We start from the raw sequence: 22,398 nt of genomic DNA on the forward strand, positions 1-22,398 counted from the left end.
TCAAATACTAAATTGGAAGTTAATATTAGTTAGTCATATACATTGGTAATTAGTATTGATTAAATAAAGCATCGATTTATATAAGAAGTTGTGGAAGAAATGGTGATTAACTCAAATCGTGCTGTCGAAAAAAATCCAGGTTTAACTGAGCAGGAATTGCATAAAATATTAGTGGAATGGAATGATACAAAGGTAGATTATCATCAAGATTTGTGCGTGCATGAATTATTTGCATCACAAGTAGAAAAAACACCAGATAATATTGCAGTCGTCTTTGATGGACAGCAAATTACTTATCAAGAGTTAAATCACCGAGCTAATCAAGTTGCTCATTATTTGCAATCTTTGGATGTTAAACCAGAAGTTCTGGTAGGGATTTGTGTAGAACGTTCCCTAGATGCGATCGCTGGCTTATTGGGGATTCTCAAGGCTGGTGGTGCATATCTTCCCTTAGATCCAACCTATCCCCAAGAACGTTTATCGTTTATGGTGGCGGATGCACAATTGCAAGTGTTATTAACTCAGCAGAAGTTTGTCACAGAGTTCTCTGCAAGCAAAGTACAGACGATTTGTCTAGATACGGATTGGGAATTAATTGATCGGCAAAGCCAAGATAATCCTAATAGCTATGTAACGGCAGAAAATTTAGCTTATGTAATTTACACATCTGGCTCTACAGGTACGCCCAAGGGAGTTGCTGTACCGCATCGAGCTGTAAATCGGCTAGTATGCAACACTAATTACGTACAATTAGCAGCAAGCGATCGCATAGCTCAAGCTTCAAATACTTCATTCGATGCATCCACATTTGAGATTTGGGGAGCGCTGCTACATGGAGCTACTTTGGTAGTAGTTCCTCAGAATGTTGTACTTTCACTCCAGCATTTTGCAGAGTACATCCGCGAACAAGGAATCAGCGTTTTATTTTTAACCACAGCCTTATTTAATCAGTTTGCTAGGGTTGTACCGCAAGCATTTCAAAGCCTGCGCTACTTGCTGTTTGGCGGCGAGGCGGTAGATCCCAAATCAGTGAAAGCAGTTCTGAGGAATGGCGCACCACAGCACTTACTGCACGTTTACGGCCCGACGGAAAATACAACATTCTCTTGTTGGTATCTAGTTAAGGATGTTGCAAAAGGAGTAACAAATATACCCATTGGTTGCCCAATATCTAATACACAAATATATCTACTAGACTCTGAACTCCAACCAGTTCCCGTTGGTACTCCTGGCGAAATCTATCTTGGCGGTGACGGCTTGGCAAAAGGTTACTTAAACCGTCCAGAGTTAACGAAGGAAAGGTTTATTAAATTGGGCATGGGGCATGGGGCATGGGGCATTGATGATTCTTGTTTGTCTCCTTGTTCCCAGTCTCTAACTTTATATAAAACGGGAGATTTAGCGCGGTATTTACCAGACGGTAATATTGAGTTTTTGGGGCGAGTTGATCATCAGGTAAAGATTCGCGGTTTTCGGATTGAATTAGGCGAAATTGAGACACTTTTGAGCCAACATCCGGATGTACAGCAGGCAGTGGTAATTGTCCGCGAAGATATTCCTGGTGACAAACGGCTAGTTGCTTATATTGTTCCTCATCAAAAATTGGCAACAAACACCATTACCTTAAAACGCTTTCTGGAAGAAAAGTTGCCGAGTTACATGGTTCCAGCTGCCTTGATGATTCTCGACTCTTTGCCCCTGACGGTTAATGGCAAAGTTGATCGTCGTAATCTCCCCGCACCTGCGCGCACGCGCCCCGATTTAGCAGAAACCTTTGTTGCACCTCGTAACCCGATTGAAGAAAAGTTAGCGGCTATCTGGACTGAGTTACTGGGACTCGATGTCATTGGAGTCAACGATAATTTTTTCCATCTGGGCGGTCATTCCCTAATTGCTACTCAAATGCTGGCGCGTGTCCGGGAAGTTTTTGCAGTTGAATTATTCTTTCCACAGATATTTACTCACCCGACGATCGCAACTCTGGCTCAACTGATTGCAAGTGAAGAACAACAACGTCAACGTCCAGTCATCCAGCAAATTCCCCATGAAGGACTCTTGCCAGTTGCCTTTTCTCAAGAGCGAATCTACTTTATCCAACAATTAGCACCAGAAAATAGCGCCTACCAATTCCAGGCGACAATGCGATTTAAAGGTCGCCTGGATGTCTCTGTATTACAACGCTCTCTTGATGAGATTGTGCGACGACATGAAATTTTCCGCACGACTTATCAAGAGGTAAATGGGAGGCTATATCAGGTAATTAACCCACACGAACCCATCAGTTTTGCTGTCATTGACCTCCAACCACTCCCCGAATCTGAACGGGAAACAGCTGCACAAAAATTGGTAGATGCAGAAGTGCAAACGCACTTGGATATGACGCAACTACCGATAATTAAGTGGGTTGTTTTCAAGTTAAACGACCAAGACTATATATTGACCCATGTTGAACATCATATAGCTCATGATGGTTGGTCTTTTAACGTCTTTTTGAGTGAGTTGGTGGAACTTTATCACGCCTTCTGTGCTGGTCAACCCTCCCCATTACCAGAACTCAGTTTGCAGTTTGCAGACTATGCTCATTGGCAGCGTGAATGGGCGAAAACCGCCGCAGCTCAAGCCCAATTAAGATATTGGCAACAAAAGTTATCAGGTATTCCGCCTTTGTTGGAATTACCCTGCGATCGCCCGCGACCCAAAGAGCAAACTTACAATGGCGATCATATCAGGATGGAGCTTCCGGTCGATTTGTGCGAATCTCTGAGAGTTTTCAGCCATCAAGAAGGTGTCACCTTATTTATGACGATGTTGGCAGCTTTTAAAGTGCTGTTGCATCGATATACTGGGCAAGACGATATTTTTGTCGGTTCTGCGGTTGCTAATCGCCGGATGCAGGAAGTTGAGAAGTTAATTGGCATGATTGTCAATAACTTGGTGTTACGCACTGATGTTTCAGGTAATCCCACAGTGCGGGAATTACTCGAACGTGTACGCCAAGTGACAATGGAAGCTTACGCCAACGAAGATGTACCATTCGATAAAGTGGTCGAAGCGATTAGACCAGTTCGCAACCTAAGCCACAATCCCCTGTTTCAGGTGATGTTCAGCTTCCATAATTCCGCCAAGCCGCATTTAAATTTCCCTGGCTTGGACATCACCTTGCAGGAACCAGCTAGTAACAAATCGGCAAAATTTGATCTTGATTTCCTAGTTATCCCCAGGTTTGAACAAAGCGTACAGCATGGCGCGAAAACAGGCGCAAAAGGAATTACCCTAGTTTTGGAATATAACAGCGACCTGTTCGATGCTGAAACCATTCAAGCGATGCTAGAGCAGTATGAACAGGTACTCATTGAGATGGTAGCTAACCCAGAACAACAAATTGCTCAAATACCTCTGGTTACTCCATCTCAACAAAAATTGCTAGGAGAATGGAATCAGACTGATAGGGAATATACCGAGAAAAACTGTATCCATAAATTGTTTGAAGCACAGGTAGAGTTAACACCGGATGCTGTAGCTGTGGAACAAGATGGGCAAAAATTGACTTACCGCGAATTGAGCGATCGCGCTAACAAAATAGCTCACTATTTGCAAAGTTTGGGAGTTAAACCAGAAACCCTGGTTGGTATCTGCGTTGAGCGTTCCCTAGAGATGATTGCTGGCTTATTGGGGATTCTCAAAGCTGGTGGTGCTTATGTTCCTCTCGATCCAGCTTATCCTCAAGAGCGCATCGCGGAGATTCTTGCAGATACTCAACTGCGCTTTTTGCTAACCCAAGATAAATTCAGTGATCAATTGCTAGTTTATAGCGGTAAAACCATTTGTTTAGATACGGATTGGCGATTAATTGCGCCACAAAGTACAGCCAATCCAATTAGCGAAGTTCAACTTGATAACTTGGCTTACATTATCTACACCTCTGGTTCTACAGGTAAACCCAAGGGGGTAACGATTGAACATTGCTCATTGATGAATTTTGTGAACACCGCCATTGAGGAATATGGCATCAAAGCTAGCGATCAGGTACTGCAATTTGCCTCAATCTGCTTTGATACATCCATTGAAGAAATCCTTCCTTGTTTGTGCGTCGGTGCAACCTTAGTTTTACGCACCGAAGAAATGCTCAACTCTAGTGAGGATTTTTGGCGGTGTTGTCAAAAATGGCAGTTAACTGTTTTGGATTTACCTACTGCATATTGGCATCAGTTAGTCGCGGAACTGAACCCCCAAGATTCCCGTATTCCTGCAAATTTAAGAACTGTAATTATTGGTGGTGAAGCCGTTCAACTAGAAAAAGTCCAGCATTGGCATAGTTGTGTGGCTCATCTTTCCCCAGCACCGCAATTATTCAACACTTACGGGCCGACAGAAGCAACGGTTGTCACCACATTAGAACGCTTAACCCCAGCAGCTACCTCTGTGAGTATTGGACGAGCGATTAGTAATGCTCAGGTGTATGTTTTGGATCGATATCTGCAACCAGCACCGATAGGCGTTCCCGGAGAATTGCATATTGGGGGAGCAGGATTAGCGAGAGGATATTGGCAACGTCCAGAATTAACCAATGAGAAATTTATTGAGAAGGCGGAAGGATGTAGATTATATAAGACTGGGGATTTAGTCAGATTCCGTACCGATGGCAAGCTGGAATACCTGGGTAGAGTTGATAATCAGGTGAAGATTCGCGGCTTCCGTATCGAGTTGGGGGAAATTGAAGCGGTATTGCGACAACATCCACAAGTTTTACAAACAGTTGCGATACCTACGGCACGCCTAGCGGCGATCGCACATGAGGAAATCCCCGGACAAACTTGTACTGAGCAAAGCCGAAGTAAGCGGCTGGTGGCTTATGTAGTACCGCAAGCAGTGCCACCAACTATTGATGAACTGCGCGATTTTCTCAAGCAGAAACTACCAAATTACATGATTCCGGCGGCGTTTATGCTGCTGGAAAGCATACCGATGACTGCTAACCAAAAGGTAGACTATCGTGCGCTACCAATACCCGATTTTTCTCGGAGTACGGAAGATAAATTTATTGCTCCACGCACACTGATAGAAGAGAAACTAGTGGCGATTTGGTCGGCAGTTTTAAGAGTAGAAAATGTTGGCATTCACGATAACTTTTTTGAATTGGGTGGCGATTCGATTCTCAGCATTCAGTTAATTTCTAAAGCTAATCAGGCGGGTATTCAAATTGCAGCTAAACAGCTATTTAAATATCAAACCATTGCTGAGTTAGCGACTGTAGCAGGTATGACTCGTCAAATTAACGCTGAACAAGGGTTAGTTACTGGTTCTGTTGCATTGACACCGATTCAACATTGGTTTTTCGAGCAGAAGTTACCCGAAGCTGATTACTTTAACCAGTCAGCACTGCTAGAAGTTCCCTCAGATTTGCAACCTGAATTATTGCAGCAAGTAGTACAACAGTTGTTAGCACATCACGATGCTTTGCGCTTGCGGTTTGTAAAAGAAGGGGAAAACTGGCTACAAATTAACGCTTCTGTTCAGGAATCTGTACCATTGAGCGTCTTTGATTTGTCGCACCTTTCGCCAGCAGAACAGCAAACAGCGATCGCAACTACGGATGCTGAACTACAGATTAGTTTGGATTTGGCTACGGGAAAAATTGCACAATTTGCCTTATTCCAATTAGGTAGCGATCGCCCTAATTATTTACTCTTCATCATCCATCACTTAGCAGTTGATGGGGTTTCCTGGCGGATTTTATTGGAAGACTTAGCGACTGCTTACCAACAAATTATTCGGGGTGAGGTGATTAAATTACCAGCGAAAACAACTTCTTGGCAATATTGGAGCGATCGCTTAACAGAATATACTCAATCACAAGCTGTCACGCAGTTAGATTACTGGTTAAGTCAATCTAATATTCCGGTTACAGCTTTACCATTAGACTATGCATTAAGTGACGAAAATAACATCGTATCTGCAACTGCGTCTGTATCCCTGGCTTTAACTGAAGCACAGACACGCGCTTTATTACAGGATGTACCTTCTGCATACAACACGCAAATTAATGATGTACTTTTGACTGCTTTGGTACAAAGTTTTACACAGTGGACAGGTGAAAGTTCTTTACTAATTGATTTAGAAGGACATGGACGGGAAGACTTATTTGAGGATGTAGATTTGTCGCGGACTGTTGGTTGGTTTACAACATTATTCCCTGTTGGGTTACAGCTACAAGAAATTAACCATCCAGGAGAAGCTTTAAAGTCCATTAAAGAACAACTGCGACGCATTCCCAACCGAGGAATTGGTTATGGTGGATTGCGATATTTAAGCGAAAATCCGACAATTCGTGAACAATTACAGTCGCTACCTTCAGCACAAGTTAGTTTTAATTACCTGGGACAATTTGACCAAGTTTTGGGTGTAGCTAAACAATTCAAATCAGAGCAAAGCTTACTAAATAGACGTAGTCACTTATTAGGAATTAGTGGCTTTATTCGTGCGGGAAAACTGCAAATGACTTGGGCTTATAGCGATAAAATTCACAAGCGAGAAACTATTGAAAAGTTAGCGTCAGGATTTATGGCGGCGTTAAAAACTCTCATTAATCACTGTCAATCAAAAGATTCTCAAAGCTATACTCCATCAGACTTTTCAGCAGCAAAAATCAATCAAACACAGCTAGATAAATTCCTGGCGAAAATTAACAAGAACTAGTCAGAATTTACAGAGACGCGATGAATTGCGTCTGTACAAAAATTCCCAAGTAAGAGGTAAAAATGCAAAACATCGAAGACTTATATGAACTTTCACCTATGCAACAGGGGATGTTGTTTCATACCCTTTATGCACCTGAATCGGAAGTTTATTTTGAGCAGTTGCTTTGCATTCTCTGTGGGGATTTGAATTTTCCGGCTTTCCAACAAGCTTGGGAACAGGTTGTAGCGCGACATTCTGTGTTACGCAGTTCGTTTTATTGGGAGGAGATAGAAAAGCCTTTACAAATGGTGAGTAAGCGCGTGGTTCTTCCTTGGGTGAAGCTAGACTGGCAAAATTTCACACCTGATCAACAACAGCAGCAGCTAGAGGAGTGGTTAAAAAGCGATCGCCAAAAGGGATTCGATCTAGCTCAAGCTCCTCTGATGCGCTTTACAATCATTCAGTTAGGGGAGCAAACCTACCAATTTATTTGGAGTCACCATCATATTCTTTTTGATGGTTGGTCAATGCAGATTATCCTCAAAGAAGTTCTCGCTTTGTATGAAGCAAATCATCGATGTGAAAATTTACGCCTCCAACCTGTTCGCCCTTATCGAGAATATATTGAGTGGTTACAGCAACAGGATAGTGAGCAAGCGAAGGACTTTTGGCGAAAAACTCTTCAGGGGTTAGAAAATTCTACTTTATTGGCAGGTAATCAGGGAAAAGGAATATATAACGAGCAACGTTTTCAATTATCTCAAACGTTAACTGAAAAATTACAATCTATAGCGCGACAGTATCATTTAACCTTGAATAATTTGGTACAGGGTGCATGGGCGTTACTAATTTCCCGTTATAGTGGCGAAAGCGATGTAGTTTTTGGTGCAACTGTGTCAGGTCGTCCTGCTACCCTTGAGCAAGTAGACTCAATGGTGGGACTATTAATTAATACTCTTCCCATCCGTGCAAAAGTTACAGCCAAAACAGAATTATTAGCTTGGCTTAAGCAGTTACAAACCCAAGCTTTGGAACAAGAACAGTATGTTTATTGTTCCTTAGCAGATATTCAACAAATGAGTGATATTCCTACAGGAATGTCACTATTTGACAGTATTTTAGTATTTGAAAATTATCCGTTAGATTCTCATAAACAAGAAATCAAGAAAACCTTAAAAATTAGTAATATTAGTTGTTTTGAACGCACAAATTATCCTCTAACTGTGGTAATTAATCCTGGTTTAGAATTAGCTGGCAGAATCGTTTATGATACTAGCTGCTTTGATCGGCAGTCAATTACCCGAATGATTGGGCATTTCCAAACATTGCTCATAGGAATTACAGCTAATATCCAACAAGATATTTCCCAGCTATCTTTACTCAGCGCAGAGGAAGAAGCGGAATTAATTTCGCTGGAAAATCATCAATCAAAAGACTCTATTAATTATCAATGTATTAATGTTTTATTTGAATCACAGGTAGAGAAAACCCCTAATAATATAGCAGTTGTATATAAAGAACAATCTTTAACTTATCAAGAATTAAATCACCGTGCTAATCAATTAGCTCATTATTTAAAATCCTTGGGAGTGAAACCAGAAGTTCGTGTAGGAATTTGTGTTGAGCGTTCCTTAGAAATGGTGATTGGGATACTCGCTATTCTTAAAGCTGGCGGGGCTTATGTACCACTAGATCCCGCTTATCCGGCTGAAAGATTAGCTTTTATGCTGGAAGATACACAAACACTTATATTACTCACCCAAACTCATTTACAAAATAGGCTTCCACTCAATAATCAAACTGTAGTAAATCTTGATCAAAATTGGGAAGTTATAACTCAATATCAAGAAGATAATTTATCAATTGACGTTACTCCAGAAAATTTAGCTTATATCATTTATACTTCTGGCTCTACCGGAACACCAAAAGGTACAGAAGTTACCCATCGTAGCATTCTTGGTTTTATGTTTGGGGTTGATTATATTCAACTTGATGCAAACCAGATTTGGCTACAACATTCATCTATTTCTTGGGATGGACTCACGCTAGAAATGTGGACACCATTGCTGTATGGTGGACGCTGTGTACTTTATCCTGACAAAATTCCGACACCAGAAGGTTTAAGCCAAATTATTCAAGAACAAAGAGTTAACATCCTATGGCTAACTTCTGCATTTTTCAATTTAATCATTGATCAAATACCCCAAAGTTTATTGTGTGTTAAACAACTGCTCATTGGTGGAGAATCTCTATCTATAAATCATGTTCGTCGTGCCTTAGAATTACTACCAGCAACTCAAATAATCAATGGTTATGGGCCTTCAGAGTGTACCGTATTTATTTGTTGTTATCCTATTCCTCAAAAACTTTCTGAAAATGCCAATTCCATTCCCATTGGTCAACCCATTGGCGATAGAATAGCTTACATACTAGATGAAAATTTACATAGAGTTCCAGTTGGTGTTCCTGGCGAACTATATGTGGGTGGTGCGAGTATTGCTAGAGGTTATTTAAACCAGCGACAATTAACTCAAGAAAAATTTATTCCTAATCCTTTTATTGCAGGAGATACCCTTTACAAAACCGGAGATTTAGTCTGTCGTCTCAATGATGGGAATCTAGAATTTATTGGACGAATTGATACACAAGTAAAAATTCGTGGTTTTCGTATTGAATTAGCAGAGATTGAAAAAAGTTTAATTCAACATCCTCATATTCAACAGGTGGTAGCGATTGCGCGAGAAGATGAACCAGGAAAGAAATTATTAACAGCCTATGTAGTCGCAAAAGATAACACGCTAACTAGCAGCAACTTACGCAACTTTCTGAAAAAAAAGCTCCCAGATTACATGATTCCTGCTGCTTTTGTAGTTATCTTTGCTTTACCCCTAACTACTAACGGTAAAGTAAATTGGCGTGCTTTACCTATTCCCGATATTACGCAAAGAAATCTAGAGGTTGATTTTATTGCTCCTAGCACACCAATTGAAAAAGAACTAGCCACAATTTGGACTGAAGTTTTGAAGTTAACACAGGTGGGAGTTCACGATAACTTTTTTGAGTTAGGAGGACATTCTTTACTGGCTACTCAAGCGATTTCTCGATTAAGAGAGGTTTTTGCTCTAGATTTCTCTTTGCGTTATTTGTTTGAAAATCCAACTATTGCTGAACTGGCTCAAAAAGTGATGGAACAACAAATTGAGCAAGCAGAAAATGACGATTTAGCGAGAATTTTGGCAGAGGTGGATCAGTTATCAGAAGAGGAGGTGACACAGCAATTACTGTTTTGATAATTCGTCATAGCAATATGAAGTAGATGAATGCAAAATTCCCAGGAGTAAAAATATGTCAACAACCATTACTTTATCTAATCTTACTGACAAAAAGCAATTAATTGTCACCTTCTTTGCTGCTGTTGATTCTTCTGATTGGAATTTACTCAAAAATTGCTTTGATGAAAATATTATCTATGAACGTCCCGGTTACCAGCCTTTTATTGGGCTTGATAAACTCCTAAGATTTTATCAGTATGAGAGAATTATTGCCTCTGGTCAACATTACATTGAATATATTGTGATTGACAATAATTATGGTGCTTGCTGGGGGAGTTTTATTGGTATACATAAAAATGGCTCTCAACTTAATGAGCGTTTCGTGGATGTTTATTCTTTTAAAAATGGTAAATTCAAAACTCGACGTAGCTATTTTTTTAGACCAGCAGTATAAAATATAAAATATTTTAGTCTTCATGATTAAAGTCTAAAAATATTTTTACTTTGTGTTTCCTATACATTTATTCTTTATTTAAAAACCGATTTTTTCCAATAGATATTATGAGTGATTTGCTAAAGCGTCTTGAAAACCTGTCTCCAGAAAAGCGAGAATTAGTTCTACAAAAATTAAAGCAGCAACAGAAATCGCCTCTCCTCAAACCTGTATCGCGGGAACAAGCGCTTCCTCTATCTTTTGCTCAACAAAGACTATGGTTTATTGACCAGTTAGAGGGCGAAAATTGTGTTTATAATGTCCCTTTTTTCTGGCGAATTGACGGGTTACTGAATGTCAGTGCTTTGGAAAGAGCTATTAGAGAAATTATCCAACGTCATGAGGTGTTAAGGACTAGTTTCTCTGTTGTTGATGAGTCGCTAATACAGGTGATTCACGCTCATTCCCAACTGCAAATCCAGGTGCTAGACTGGCGAGAAGTTCCAGAAGCAGAACAGTTAAGTAAGGCGCAGGATTTAGCGATCGCACAATTACAACAGCCTTTTGATTTATCAAATCCGCCTTTGCTGCGAGTTAAGCTGTTACAAGTGGGAGAAAAATCCCATCTGTTGCTGTTGGTTATCCATCATATTATTTGTGATGGCTGGTCAATGGATATCTTACGCCGGGAATTGTTCGCTCTTTACAAGGCTTGCTGTGCTGGAGAATCGTCACCTTTACCCGCATTATCTCTACAATACGCCGATTTCGCTCACTGGCAAAGGCAATGGTTGCAGGGAGAGGTACTACAAAATCAACTTCATTACTGGCAAAAACAATTAGCCGATGTTCCGCCACTGTTAGAGTTACCGACAGATAAACCACGCCCATCAATGCAAAGTTTCCAAGGGCGGAGTGAGTTTTTGGAAATTAATGCAGATTTAACGCAGAAGTTGAAGCGTTTGAGTCAGGAGTCTGGAACTACTTTGTTTATGACAATGCTGGCGGTATTTGCGCTGTTATTGTCGCGCTACAGTAGACAAGAAGATATTGTAGTTGGTTCTGCGATCGCTAACCGCAACCGTCGGGAGATAGAAGCATTAATTGGCTTTTTTGTCAATACTTTGGCTTTGCGGATAAACCTCCAAGATAATCCCAGTTTCACAGAATTACTGCAAACAGTCAAGCAAGTCACCCTGGATGCTTACGATCATCAAGATTTACCTTTTGAGAAGTTGGTTGATGAATTGGGATTAGAGCGATCGCTTGCTCATCATCCTTTATTTCAAGTTGCTTTTGGCTTGCAAGGTGGAACGCCAGAGAAAATAGAAATTCCTGGCTTAACTCTCACCCGTTTTGAGTGGGAAAATACCATAACGCTGTTTGATTTATCGTTGATTTTCCGCGAAACGCCTCAAGGGTTAATTGGAGAGTGGGAATATGCGACTGATTTATTTGAGGCTGAAACTATCGAAAGCATGGCGGGACATTTTGAAGTTCTGCTGAAGCAAGTTATTGATAATCCAAAGCAATCAATTAATACTCTATCTTTGCTGACAGAGGATGAACGTCAGAAATTACAAATCTGGAATCAAACTCAAACAGCATACCCCCACAATAAAACTTTAGTTGATTTATTTGTAGAACAAGTTCAGAAAAATCCCCATAATCAGGCTGTATTTTTTGAATCTCAAAGTTTAACTTATCAAGAACTCAATCAAAAAGCCGATCAATTAGCTGACTATTTAATTCATAATTACCAAATTCACCCAGATACCTTAATTGGTATTTCTGTGGAACGTTCTTTACAAATGATTATTGGTGTACTCGGTATTTTAAAAGCTGGTGGTGCATACCTACCGATTGACCCCAATTATCCCCCAGAACGGATTCGCTTCATGTTAGAAGATTCGGGGGTATCAATATTATTAACACAAAGTTTTTTATTAGATAAATTACATTTAAATAATTTAGATAAGCCTTGTCACGTTATTTATTTAGATAATGCCTCATCTATAAAAACAAAAGTACAAAGAAATATTATTCCGAAAATTACGCCGGATAATTTAGCGTATGTTATCTACACTTCTGGTTCAACAGGAAGGCCAAAGGGGGTGATGATTGAGCATCAAGCAATTGTCAATTTAGCTTTAGCTTGGGCTGAAAAATTTCAAGTTAAATCTGAAAGCCGATTGCTGCAATTTGGTTCTTTTAGTTTTGATTTGTCTATTGGTGAAATTGCGACGGCTTTATCTACAGGTGCTTGTTTATATTTAGGAAATCAAGATACTTTATTACCTAGTCAAAGCTTAGTTAACTTTTTAATTCAACATAAAATTACTCACAGTTTTTTATCACCTTCAGCTTTATCTGTCTTACCAAAAGCGAGTTTTACTGATTTGCAATGTATTACTGTTGGCGGTGAGGCTTGTACTGCTGAATTAGTTAGTCAATGTGGAATAGAACAACATTTATATAATTGCTACGGGCCGACAGAATCGACTGTGAATGCGGCTATTTATCTTTGTCAACCTAATGGTAAAAAACCACCGATAGGTCAACCAATATCTAATCTTCGTATCTATATTTTAGATGCAAATAATCAACCTTTGCCCCCAGGTATACCAGGAGAATTATGTATTGCGGGCGTTGGTTTAGCGAGAGGTTATCTCAACCGTCCCGAAATTACTGCTGAGAAATTTATTGAAATTGATTTATGCGGTAAAACTGAGCGAATTTATAGAACTGGTGATTTAGCAAAATGGTGTACTGATGGCAATTTAGAATATTTAGGTCGGATTGACGAGCAGGTAAAATTACGCGGCTTTAGAATTGAAATAGGTGAAATTACATCCCTATTATTACAACATCCATTAGTTAAAGAAGCTGTAGTCATTTTATATAATGCTGATAGCAATCATAGATTAATAGCTTATATTATTGAGGCTGGAAAATCTGTAAATTTAGCAGTTGAAGTTAAGGAATACTTAAAAAATAGTCTGCCTAATTATATGATTCCTAGCCAAATTATGGTTTTGAATCGGTTTCCCTTAACTGCTAACGGTAAACTAGATAAGAAAGCATTACCAGCACCAACTACAGCTGCTTATACAGATTTAGAAATCCCCGTCACTCCCACAGAAGAACTACTAGCTAGTTTATGGCAAGGTTTATTAAAAATTACTTTTGTTGGTCGCTTTGATAACTTTTTTGAATTAGGTGGACATTCGCTCTTAGCCACTCAATTAGTTGCCCGGATACGTGATAGTTTTGGGGTAGAATTATCGGTTCGCAAGGTATTTGAGCAAAGTATTTTATCTGAATTAGCGCGAGAAATTGATCAAGCATCTTTGAGTGTTGCTTTACCTGCTATTACACCCCAGTCAGAAAATGAGCCGAAAACTTTATCTTTTGCCCAATCAAGACTTTGGTTTTTAGCTCAACTTGAAGGTAAAGGAACTTCCGCTACCTATAATATGCCGATCGCACTTCAACTTGATGGCGAACTCAATGTAGAAGCATTACGGCAGAGTTTAACTTATTTGCTGCAACGTCATACAACTTTACGCACTTATTTCCCAGCTTTGGCGGGAGAACCGCAAGTTGTAGTTAAAGATGTAGAAGGTATAGAAGTACTAGAAATTGTCAATTTACAAGTACTCGATTTCAAGACGCAAACGGAAGCAGTAAAACGGTTAGCTGATATCGATGCTCAAGAACCCTTTGACTTAAATACTGGCCCTTTGTTTAGAGCGAAACTCTTACAATTGAGCGATCGCAAAAATATCCTACTGATGAATATGCACCACATTATCAGTGATGGCTGGTCAATGGGTGTATTTAAGCGGGAATGGGAACAAGCTTATGCGGCGTTTGCTGTCGGATCAATTCCCAATTTATCACCCTTACCAATTCAATATAGTGATTATGCAGCTTGGCAACGCAATTGGTTACAAGGGGAGATTTTAGCAACTCAAGAAAATTATTGGCAACAACAACTAAGCAATGCGCCTCGGTTACTAGAGTTACCTACCGATTATCCCCGTCCAGCGCAGCAAAGTTACCAAGGTGAACGGGAAGAATATTGTTTGAGTAAAGAACTGACTCAAAAACTAAAAGCGATTAGTCAACAACAAGGCGTAAGTTTATTTATGACTCTGTTGACTGCTTTCAATATTTTACTATCGCGTTACAGCCGCCAAGAAGATTTATGTGTGGGTTCTGCGATCGCTAACCGTACCCATAGCTATACAGAAGGGTTAATTGGCTTTTTTGTCAACACCTTAGTATTGCGGAGCAAAATCAAGCCAGAGCTAGGATTTATCGAATTACTCCAACAAACCCGCCAAACTTGCTTAGATGCTTATGCTCATCAAGATATTCCCTTTGAATATTTGGTAGAACAACTACAACCGCAACGCAGTCTCAGCCATAATCCCTTATTTCAAGTGATGATGGTGCTGCAAAACGCATCTGGGGCGGGGGTGAATGTTAGTTTACCAGGGCTGGATATTCAATACTTAGAACAAAGCTTTCCCTTCGCCAAATTTGATTTGTTGCTGGATTTGTGCGAAAGAAACGAGCAATTACATTGTATGTGGGAATATGCCACAGATTTATTTACCGCATCAACAATTAAGCGCATGGCGGAACATTTTGCAGTTTTGCTGACAGCAATTAGCCAAAATCCCCAACAGCCAATTTATCAGCTACCCATCATCACCCCAGCAGAAAGCCAACAACTGCAAATCTGGAATCAAACAGACGCAGATGATCCTCAGCATCAGACTTTGGTGACGCTGTTTGAACAACAAGCAGCAAAAACACCCAATAAAATTGCGGTGGTATTTGCAAATCAAAGTCTGAGTTATCAAGAACTCAATCAAAAAGCTAATCAGCTAGCGCATCATCTATTACAACTTCCAAACCTCTCTGATAAACCATTGATGGCGATTTGTATGGATCGTTCCTGGGAAATGCTAATTGGTATCTTAGCTATCCTCAAAGCTGGTGGTGCTTATGTACCAATCGATCCGAGTTATCCCCCAGAACGCATTCATTTAATGCTGGAAGATAGTAATGCGGCGGTATTATTAACAACTAAAGCGCTGACAAAGCAACTGCCTTTAGAAAAGCTCCCAAATACTGCTCACTTAGTCTTTATAAATGACCAAACATGGACTAAACAGCCGATAGATAACCCCAATATTTTCAGTAATTATCATGATTTAGCTTATGTAATTTATACTTCTGGTTCTACAGGAAAACCCAAAGGAGTTGCGATCGCCCATGCTAATTCTGTAGCCTTTGTCAAATGGGCGCATTCAGTCTTTAGCGCAGAACAACTTGCAGGTGTTTTAGCATCCACCTCTATTTGTTTCGACCTCTCGATTTTTGAAATTTTCGTTCCCTTGACTCAAGGTGGTAGTGTCATTGTAGTAGAAAATGCACTCTACATTGAGCAAGCAAATCAAAGTCCTGTACCAATAACTTTAATTAATACTGTACCGAGTGCGGCGACGGAACTGCTGAATATGAATGCGATTCCCAGCACTGTACAGGTAATTAATTTAGCTGGCGAACCATTAAAAAATAGTTTGGTACAGGCTTTATATCAAAATACATCTGTCAAAGAAGTTTATAACCTCTACGGCCCTTCTGAGGATACAACTTATTCGACATTTACCAAAGTTGCCAAAAATGCTGAGAATGAACCAAGTATAGGAAAAGCGATCGCCAATACTCGCATCTATATTTTAGATAACTACAATCAACCCCTTCCCCCAGGAATACCAGGACAACTCTGCATTGCTGGCGCGGGTTTAGCACAGAGTTATTTGCATCGTCCCGATTTAACTGCTGAAAAATTCCGAGAATTAGAATTATTTGGTAAAACTGAGCGAATTTATCAAACTGGCGATTTAGCACGGTGGTTACCTGATGGAAATCTGCAATATCTAGGAAGGATTGATCATCAAGTCAAATTGCGAGGTTTCCGCATAGAATTAGGCGAAATCGAAGCATCTTTACTCAAGCATCCCCAAATTCAAGAAGCGGTGGTGTTAGTTCGGGAAGAAAGCAATCAACATTTAGTCGCTTATGTCGTCCCTATCGCCACAGATACTATTAGCCAAAGCGAACAAGTAGAATTGTGGGAGCAAGTTTTTAATAATAGCTACTCTCAACAAACAACCCCAACCGACGATCCAACGCTAAATCTTGCAGGTTGGAAAGATAGCTACACAGGAGAACCAATTCCCTCATTAGCGATGCAAGAATGGCGGGATACAACTGTTAACCAAATTCTCGAACTTGCACCCCAAAGAGTCTGGGAAATTGGCTGTGGTACAGGGATGTTATTATTTAAAATTGCCCCCCAATGTCAAAGTTATTTCGGTACAGATTTGGCATCGAGTGGATTGCAATATATTAAACAGCATTTAAAACAGCAGTCTCTCAAAGAGAAAGTTACCTTAAAAGCTAGGGCGGCTCATGAGTTTGAAGATATTGAAACTAACGCTTATGATTTGGTAATTTTAAACTCTGTAATTCAGTATTTTCCTTCTTTAGATTACCTGTTATCAGTAATTGCAGGGGTAATTAAAAATGTCAGCCATCAAGGAAAAATATTGATTGGAGATGTGCGTAATCTCCAATTATTAGCCGCTTTCCACACCGCCGTTGCATTTTATCGGTCTCCTGATAAATTATCAATTCAAGATTTACGCCAACAAATTCAAAAAAGCATCAGTACCGAAGGCGAATTGCTAATTGATCCAAATTTCTTTATCGCCCTCAAACAAAAGTTTCCTCGGATTAGTCACGTACAAATTCAATTGAAACGAGGTTACAGTCATACGGAAATGAGCCGTTTTCGTTATGATGTGGTTTTATATTTAGATAAAAAAGATAATTCTGTTACCGAACCACAATACTTAGATTGGCAAGACCAAAATTTAAATTTGGTAAAAATCAAGGAAATTTTAACAACTCAGCAACCTGATGTATTCAGCATTCAAAATATTCCCAATGCCCGTCTTACTTCAGAAATGGCGTTGTTAGATAAAATTACGCAAATAGATAGTAATGTTGCAGATTTAAAAGCAGCAATATCACAAGTGAAATCAGGCATAGAACCAGAAACATTCCGAACTTTAACCCAAGATTTACCTTATACAGCTTTTATTGAATATAGTTCTACAAGCTTTGCTAATTACGATGTTATTTTACAAAAAAATATCCCCGGACAAGAAACAATATCAAGATTTAATCAACGCCCAAATTTCCGACAGAAACCTTGGCAATATTACGCCAATCAACCGTTACAATATCGTCCCAATCAAGTTGATGCAGCATTATTAGCAGAATGGCGAAATTTTCTCGCTAAAAATCTGCCTGAATATATGATTCCAAGCCATTTTATTGTTTTAGAAACATTACCACTCACACCAAATGGCAAAATAGACCGCAAAGCCTTACCTAATGTAGATAAAGCAGTTGTCAATAAAGACATTGAATTACCGATAACAGCAACCGAAAAATCATTAGCTCAACTATGGGTAAAGCTGCTGAAATATGAAGCTATTTCCCGCCAAGATAACTTTTTTAATTTGGGGGGACATTCTTTATTAGCCACTCAACTTTGCTACCGCATCCGCGACATTTTCAATGTAGAAATACCACTGCGCCAAGTTTTTGAATCTCCTATCCTCAGCGAATTAGCAAATTATATAGATAGCTGTATTTGGGTTAATGCCAATAGCGCAGATATGCAACCTTTAAACTCAGACGAAGAGGAAATAGAACTATGACACAAAATCAGCAAGTAGTTTCTTTAATGCTTCGTTTGCAGAACGTGGGCTGCAAAATTTGGGCTGAAGATGATAAATTACGGCTACGTACTAGCAAAAATGCCTTAACTGCGGAACTCAAGCAAGAAATTCAAAACCACAAAGCAGATATTCTCGCTTTTTTGAAAGCTGCTAAAACACAAGCTATCACCATAGCAGAAATTCCGCTTTTAAGTGCTGATTCTCTCAAGCCGCTTTCTTTTGCTCAACAACGCCTCTGGCTATTAGCACAACTCCAAGGCTCATCTGCTATTTATAATATGCCGATCGCTCTCCAACTTAACGGCAATTTAAATATTAATGCCCTACGCTCTAGTTTGGCTTATCTAGTAAACCGCCACGAAAGTCTGAGGATGTATTTCCCCATCGTTGCTGGAGAACCGCAAGTTGCTTTGGGGACTGGGGATTGGGAAGAAGTAGTGGAGAAATCCCTATTACCCATTCCCCAAAATTTAATCGATGCTTATGCTCAAGAACCATTTGACTTAAATACTGGCCCTTTGTTTAAAGCCAAGCTGCTGCAATTGCAGAAACAGAAATATGTATTGCTGATCAATATGCACCACATTATCAGTGATGGCTGGTCAATGGGGGTATTTGTGCGTGAGTTAAGACAAGCTTATACTGCTTATTCTCAAGGTGAAACTCCAAATCTTCCGCCTTTACCCATTCAATACAGCGATTATGCAGCTTGGCAACGCAATTGGTTACAAGGCGAAGTATTAGAAAACCAGATTAATTACTGGAAACAGCAACTGAACGGTGCTTCGCCATTACTAGAACTACCTACCGATTATCCTCGTTCAGCACAGCAAAGTTACAGAGGCGATCGCTTTATTTATTCTCTCACGCCAGAATTAACTGCTGCTGTTAAAAATTTCAGTCAACAACAAGGTGTAAGTCTATTTATGACCTTGTTAGCAGCTTTTAGTATTTTGCTGGCTCGTTACAGTCGCCAAAACGATTTATGTATTGGTTCTCCCATTGCTAACCGCACCCATAGCCAAACAGAAGCATTAATTGGCTTTTTTGTCAATACTTTGGTACTGCGTCAGCAAATCAATCTTGAGCAAAGTTTTATCGAGTTCTTACAACAAACGCGCTCCTCTTGTTTAGATGCTTATGCTCATCAAGACGTTCCCTTTGAACTGCTGGTAGAAAAGCTACAACCAGAACGCAGCATGAGTTATAACCCATTATTTCAAGTGATGTTTGCCCTGGAAAATAATCAAAGTCCAGACTTGAGTTTACCAGGATTAGATATTGAATGGCTGGGAGTCAAAGGTGCGATCGCTAAATTTGACTTAACCCTAATGATGATGGAATATGACAACCGCTTAAATTGCACTTGGGAATATACTACAGACTTGTTTGAGAAAGATACTATCCAACGGATGGCGGAACAATTTGCAGTTCTGCTCAAGGGAATTATTGATCACCCGCAACAACCAATTTATACTCTACCTTTGATGACAGCAGCCGAACTGCTACAACTTCAAAAATGGAATCAAACTCAAACCGAATATCCGCAAGATAAAACTTTAGTTGATTTATTTGAACAACAAGTAGAAAAACATCCTCATAATCTTGCTTTATTTTTTGCATCTCAACAGCTAACTTATCAACAACTAAATCAAAAAGCCAACCAGTTAGCACATTATTTAATTCAAAATCATCAAATTAAACCAGATACATTAATTGGTATCTGCGTTGAGCGTTCCTTGGAAATGATTATTGGTGTACTCGGTATTCTGAAAGCTGGCGCAGCTTATGTACCGATTGACCCTAATTATCCCCAAGAACGGATTAAGTTCATGTTAGAAGATTCGGGGATATCGGTATTGCTGACCCAAAGTTTCCTGCTAGATAAATTACCACTAAATAATCGAGAAAATTCTCAAATAATTTGTTTAGATGAGGAAAATCTGACTGAAGAATTAACAACAAATCTCAATCCCCAAAGTAAACCTGATAATTTAGCATATATCATTTACACCTCTGGTTCTACAGGAAAACCCAAGGGGGTAATGATTGAGCATCGAGGACTGCTAAATCTAACTTTGGTAGTTGAGCGACTTTTGCAAATTCAACCCCAAAGTCGCGTGCTGCAATTTGCTTCTTTGAGCTTTGATGCTTCTATTTGGGAAATTGCTTCTACCCTGGGTGCAGGTGCTTGTTTATATCTAGCTAAGAAAGAAACCTTGTTACCAAGCCAAGACTTGGTGAACTTTTTAACTGAACACAAAATTTCCCATTTCAGTTCATCTCCTTCAATATTATCTCTCTTACCTCAAGCCACCTTACCTGATTGGCAAATCTTAGTTACTGGTGGTGAAGCTTGTGCTACAGAATTAGTAACAAAATGGGCAAAAGAACGGCGTTTTTTTAATTGCTACGGCCCAACAGAATCTACAGTTTGTGCCAGCATAGCTCTTTGTCAACCCAATGGTGAAAAACCACTAATTGGTAAACCAATATCTAATATTCGCATCTATATTTTAGATGCACATAATCAACCATTACCCCCAGGAATACCAGGCGAATTATGTATTGCTGGAGTTGGTTTAGCCAGAGGTTATTTGAATCGTCCAGAATTAACTGCCCAAAAATTTATTGAAATTAATTTATGCGGTAAAACAGAGCGAATTTACAAAACTGGTGACTTAGCCAGATGGGATAAAAATGGCAACTTAGAATATTTGGGTCGGATTGACGAGCAAGTGAAATTAAGAGGATTGAGAATTGAACTTGCAGAAATTGAATCTTTATTACTACAACATTCATCAGTTAAAGAAGCTGTTGTTACTTTATATAAAACCGAGAGTAACCAAAGTTTAATTGCATACGTAACAGGAATCACCAATGAATTAGGTAGAGACTTGAAAAATTACCTCAAATCTTGCTTACCCGATTACATGATTCCTGCTCAAATCATTATCTTAGATGAGTTACCTTTAACACCCAACGGTAAAATTAACCGCAAAGCCTTACCTACTCCTAATATTGAAATTGCAGGTTTATATACAGCACCACGCAATGAAATTGAACAAAAGCTAGCACAATTATGGTCTGCTGTTCTTGAACGTCCAGAAATTGGCATTCATCATAACTTTTTTGACTTAGGAGGTCATTCTTTATTGGCGATAAAATTACTTAATCATATTCAACAGGAGTTTAGACAACAACTTTCTTTAAGTAGTTTATTTCAGAATCCTACGATTGCTCAACTAGCAGAACAACTTTGTCATACTGAATTACAACAGTCCCATCCAGATTTACTGTTACTCCAACCTCAAGGAAATGCAACCCCTATATTTTGTATTCCTGGTGCAAACGGACATGGGTTTTATTTTCAAGATTTAGCTAACAATTTAGGAAATGATTATCCTGTTTATGGGTTAGAAACTCCAGGGAGAGATGAATTAAGCAACCTACCAAACTCTGTAGAACTTCACGCAAGTCAACTAATTGAGATATTACGCCAAAAACAACCCCAAAGTCCATACATTCTCGTCGGATACTCATCAGGTTGTGCGGTGGCTTTTGAAATGACTTCCCAACTAGAACAGCAAGGCGAAAAGGTTAGTTTACTAGCTATTTTTGATGCTGGATTAGTTTTCCAATCGGAACATTTAACTAATAGAACAGAACTAGACTGGATTTGGCAATTACTCCAAAGAATCGAAGCTTTAAAGGAAGTTGATTTAGGTTTGAAATATGCTGATTTAGCTGCTCAAATAAACGATTTAGCACGTTGGAATTTAGCAGCCGAATATTTATATAAACATAAAGTACTACCAGAACACTCAAGTCTTGAGTTATTAAAAAACAATATGCAGGTGATGAAAGTGCTAACGCTTAATTACGCCAATTATCAGCCTCATTATCAAATTTTTGCACCGATTATTTTATTCCGCGCTCAAGAAGTACATGAAATTGTTTTGCAAGAACTTCAAGCTATTTCTGATTACAATTTACCTGATTGGGGATGGCAAACTTACAGTCAAAACCCTGTCAAAGTGATATCTATTCCTGGCAATCATGGACGAATGCTTTATGAACCCAATGTCAAAATATTAGCCTCTCAATTACGGTTGGTTATGTCTTAGTAGTAAGAGCAGAAGTTATGGAAAATTAAACCACAGAGGACGCAGAGGACACAGAA

Annotated in this window: 5 protein-coding genes; all 5 read left to right on the plus strand. The window is 39.4% G+C overall.

Annotation, left to right across the window (positions count from 1 at the left end; all coding sequences use genetic code 11):
- The first annotated feature begins 90 nt into the window (after positions 1-90).
- On the plus strand, positions 91-6,696 hold the full coding sequence (locus QI031_RS25625) for an amino acid adenylation domain-containing protein (protein WP_425525990.1): 6,606 nt from the start codon (positions 91-93) through the stop codon (positions 6,694-6,696).
- A 62-nt stretch (positions 6,697-6,758) separates the two neighbouring features.
- Entirely contained in the window at positions 6,759-9,968 is a 3,210-nt protein-coding gene (locus QI031_RS25630) for an amino acid adenylation domain-containing protein (protein ID WP_281482403.1), read from the plus strand.
- A 55-nt stretch (positions 9,969-10,023) separates the two neighbouring features.
- On the plus strand, positions 10,024-10,404 hold the full coding sequence (locus QI031_RS25635; RefSeq protein WP_281482404.1) for a nuclear transport factor 2 family protein: 381 nt from the start codon (positions 10,024-10,026) through the stop codon (positions 10,402-10,404).
- Positions 10,405-10,511: 107 nt separating this feature from the next.
- A complete protein-coding gene (locus tag QI031_RS25640; protein WP_281482405.1) occupies positions 10,512-18,194 on the plus strand; it encodes a non-ribosomal peptide synthetase in 7,683 nt (2,560 codons plus the stop codon).
- Positions 18,191-22,342, plus strand: coding sequence for a non-ribosomal peptide synthetase (locus QI031_RS25645; RefSeq protein WP_281482406.1), 4,152 nt, complete (start codon positions 18,191-18,193; stop codon positions 22,340-22,342). Before QI031_RS25640 ends, QI031_RS25645 begins: the two co-directional genes overlap by 4 nt.
- The last annotated feature ends 56 nt before the right edge of the window (positions 22,343-22,398 follow it).

It is taken from the genome of Halotia branconii CENA392 (assembly GCF_029953635.1).
Taxonomy (GTDB): domain Bacteria; phylum Cyanobacteriota; class Cyanobacteriia; order Cyanobacteriales; family Nostocaceae; genus Halotia; species Halotia branconii.

Excerpts from the sequence above, each read along its gene's own strand:
- QI031_RS25640 (WP_281482405.1), top strand. The coding sequence starts at position 10,512 with ATGAGTGATTTGCTAAAGCGTCTTGAAAACCTGTCTCCAGAAAAGCGA.
- QI031_RS25635 (WP_281482404.1), top strand. The coding sequence starts at position 10,024 with ATGTCAACAACCATTACTTTATCTAATCTTACTGACAAAAAGCAATTA.
- QI031_RS25645 (WP_281482406.1), top strand. The coding sequence starts at position 18,191 with ATGACACAAAATCAGCAAGTAGTTTCTTTAATGCTTCGTTTGCAGAAC.
- QI031_RS25630 (WP_281482403.1), top strand. The coding sequence starts at position 6,759 with ATGCAAAACATCGAAGACTTATATGAACTTTCACCTATGCAACAGGGG.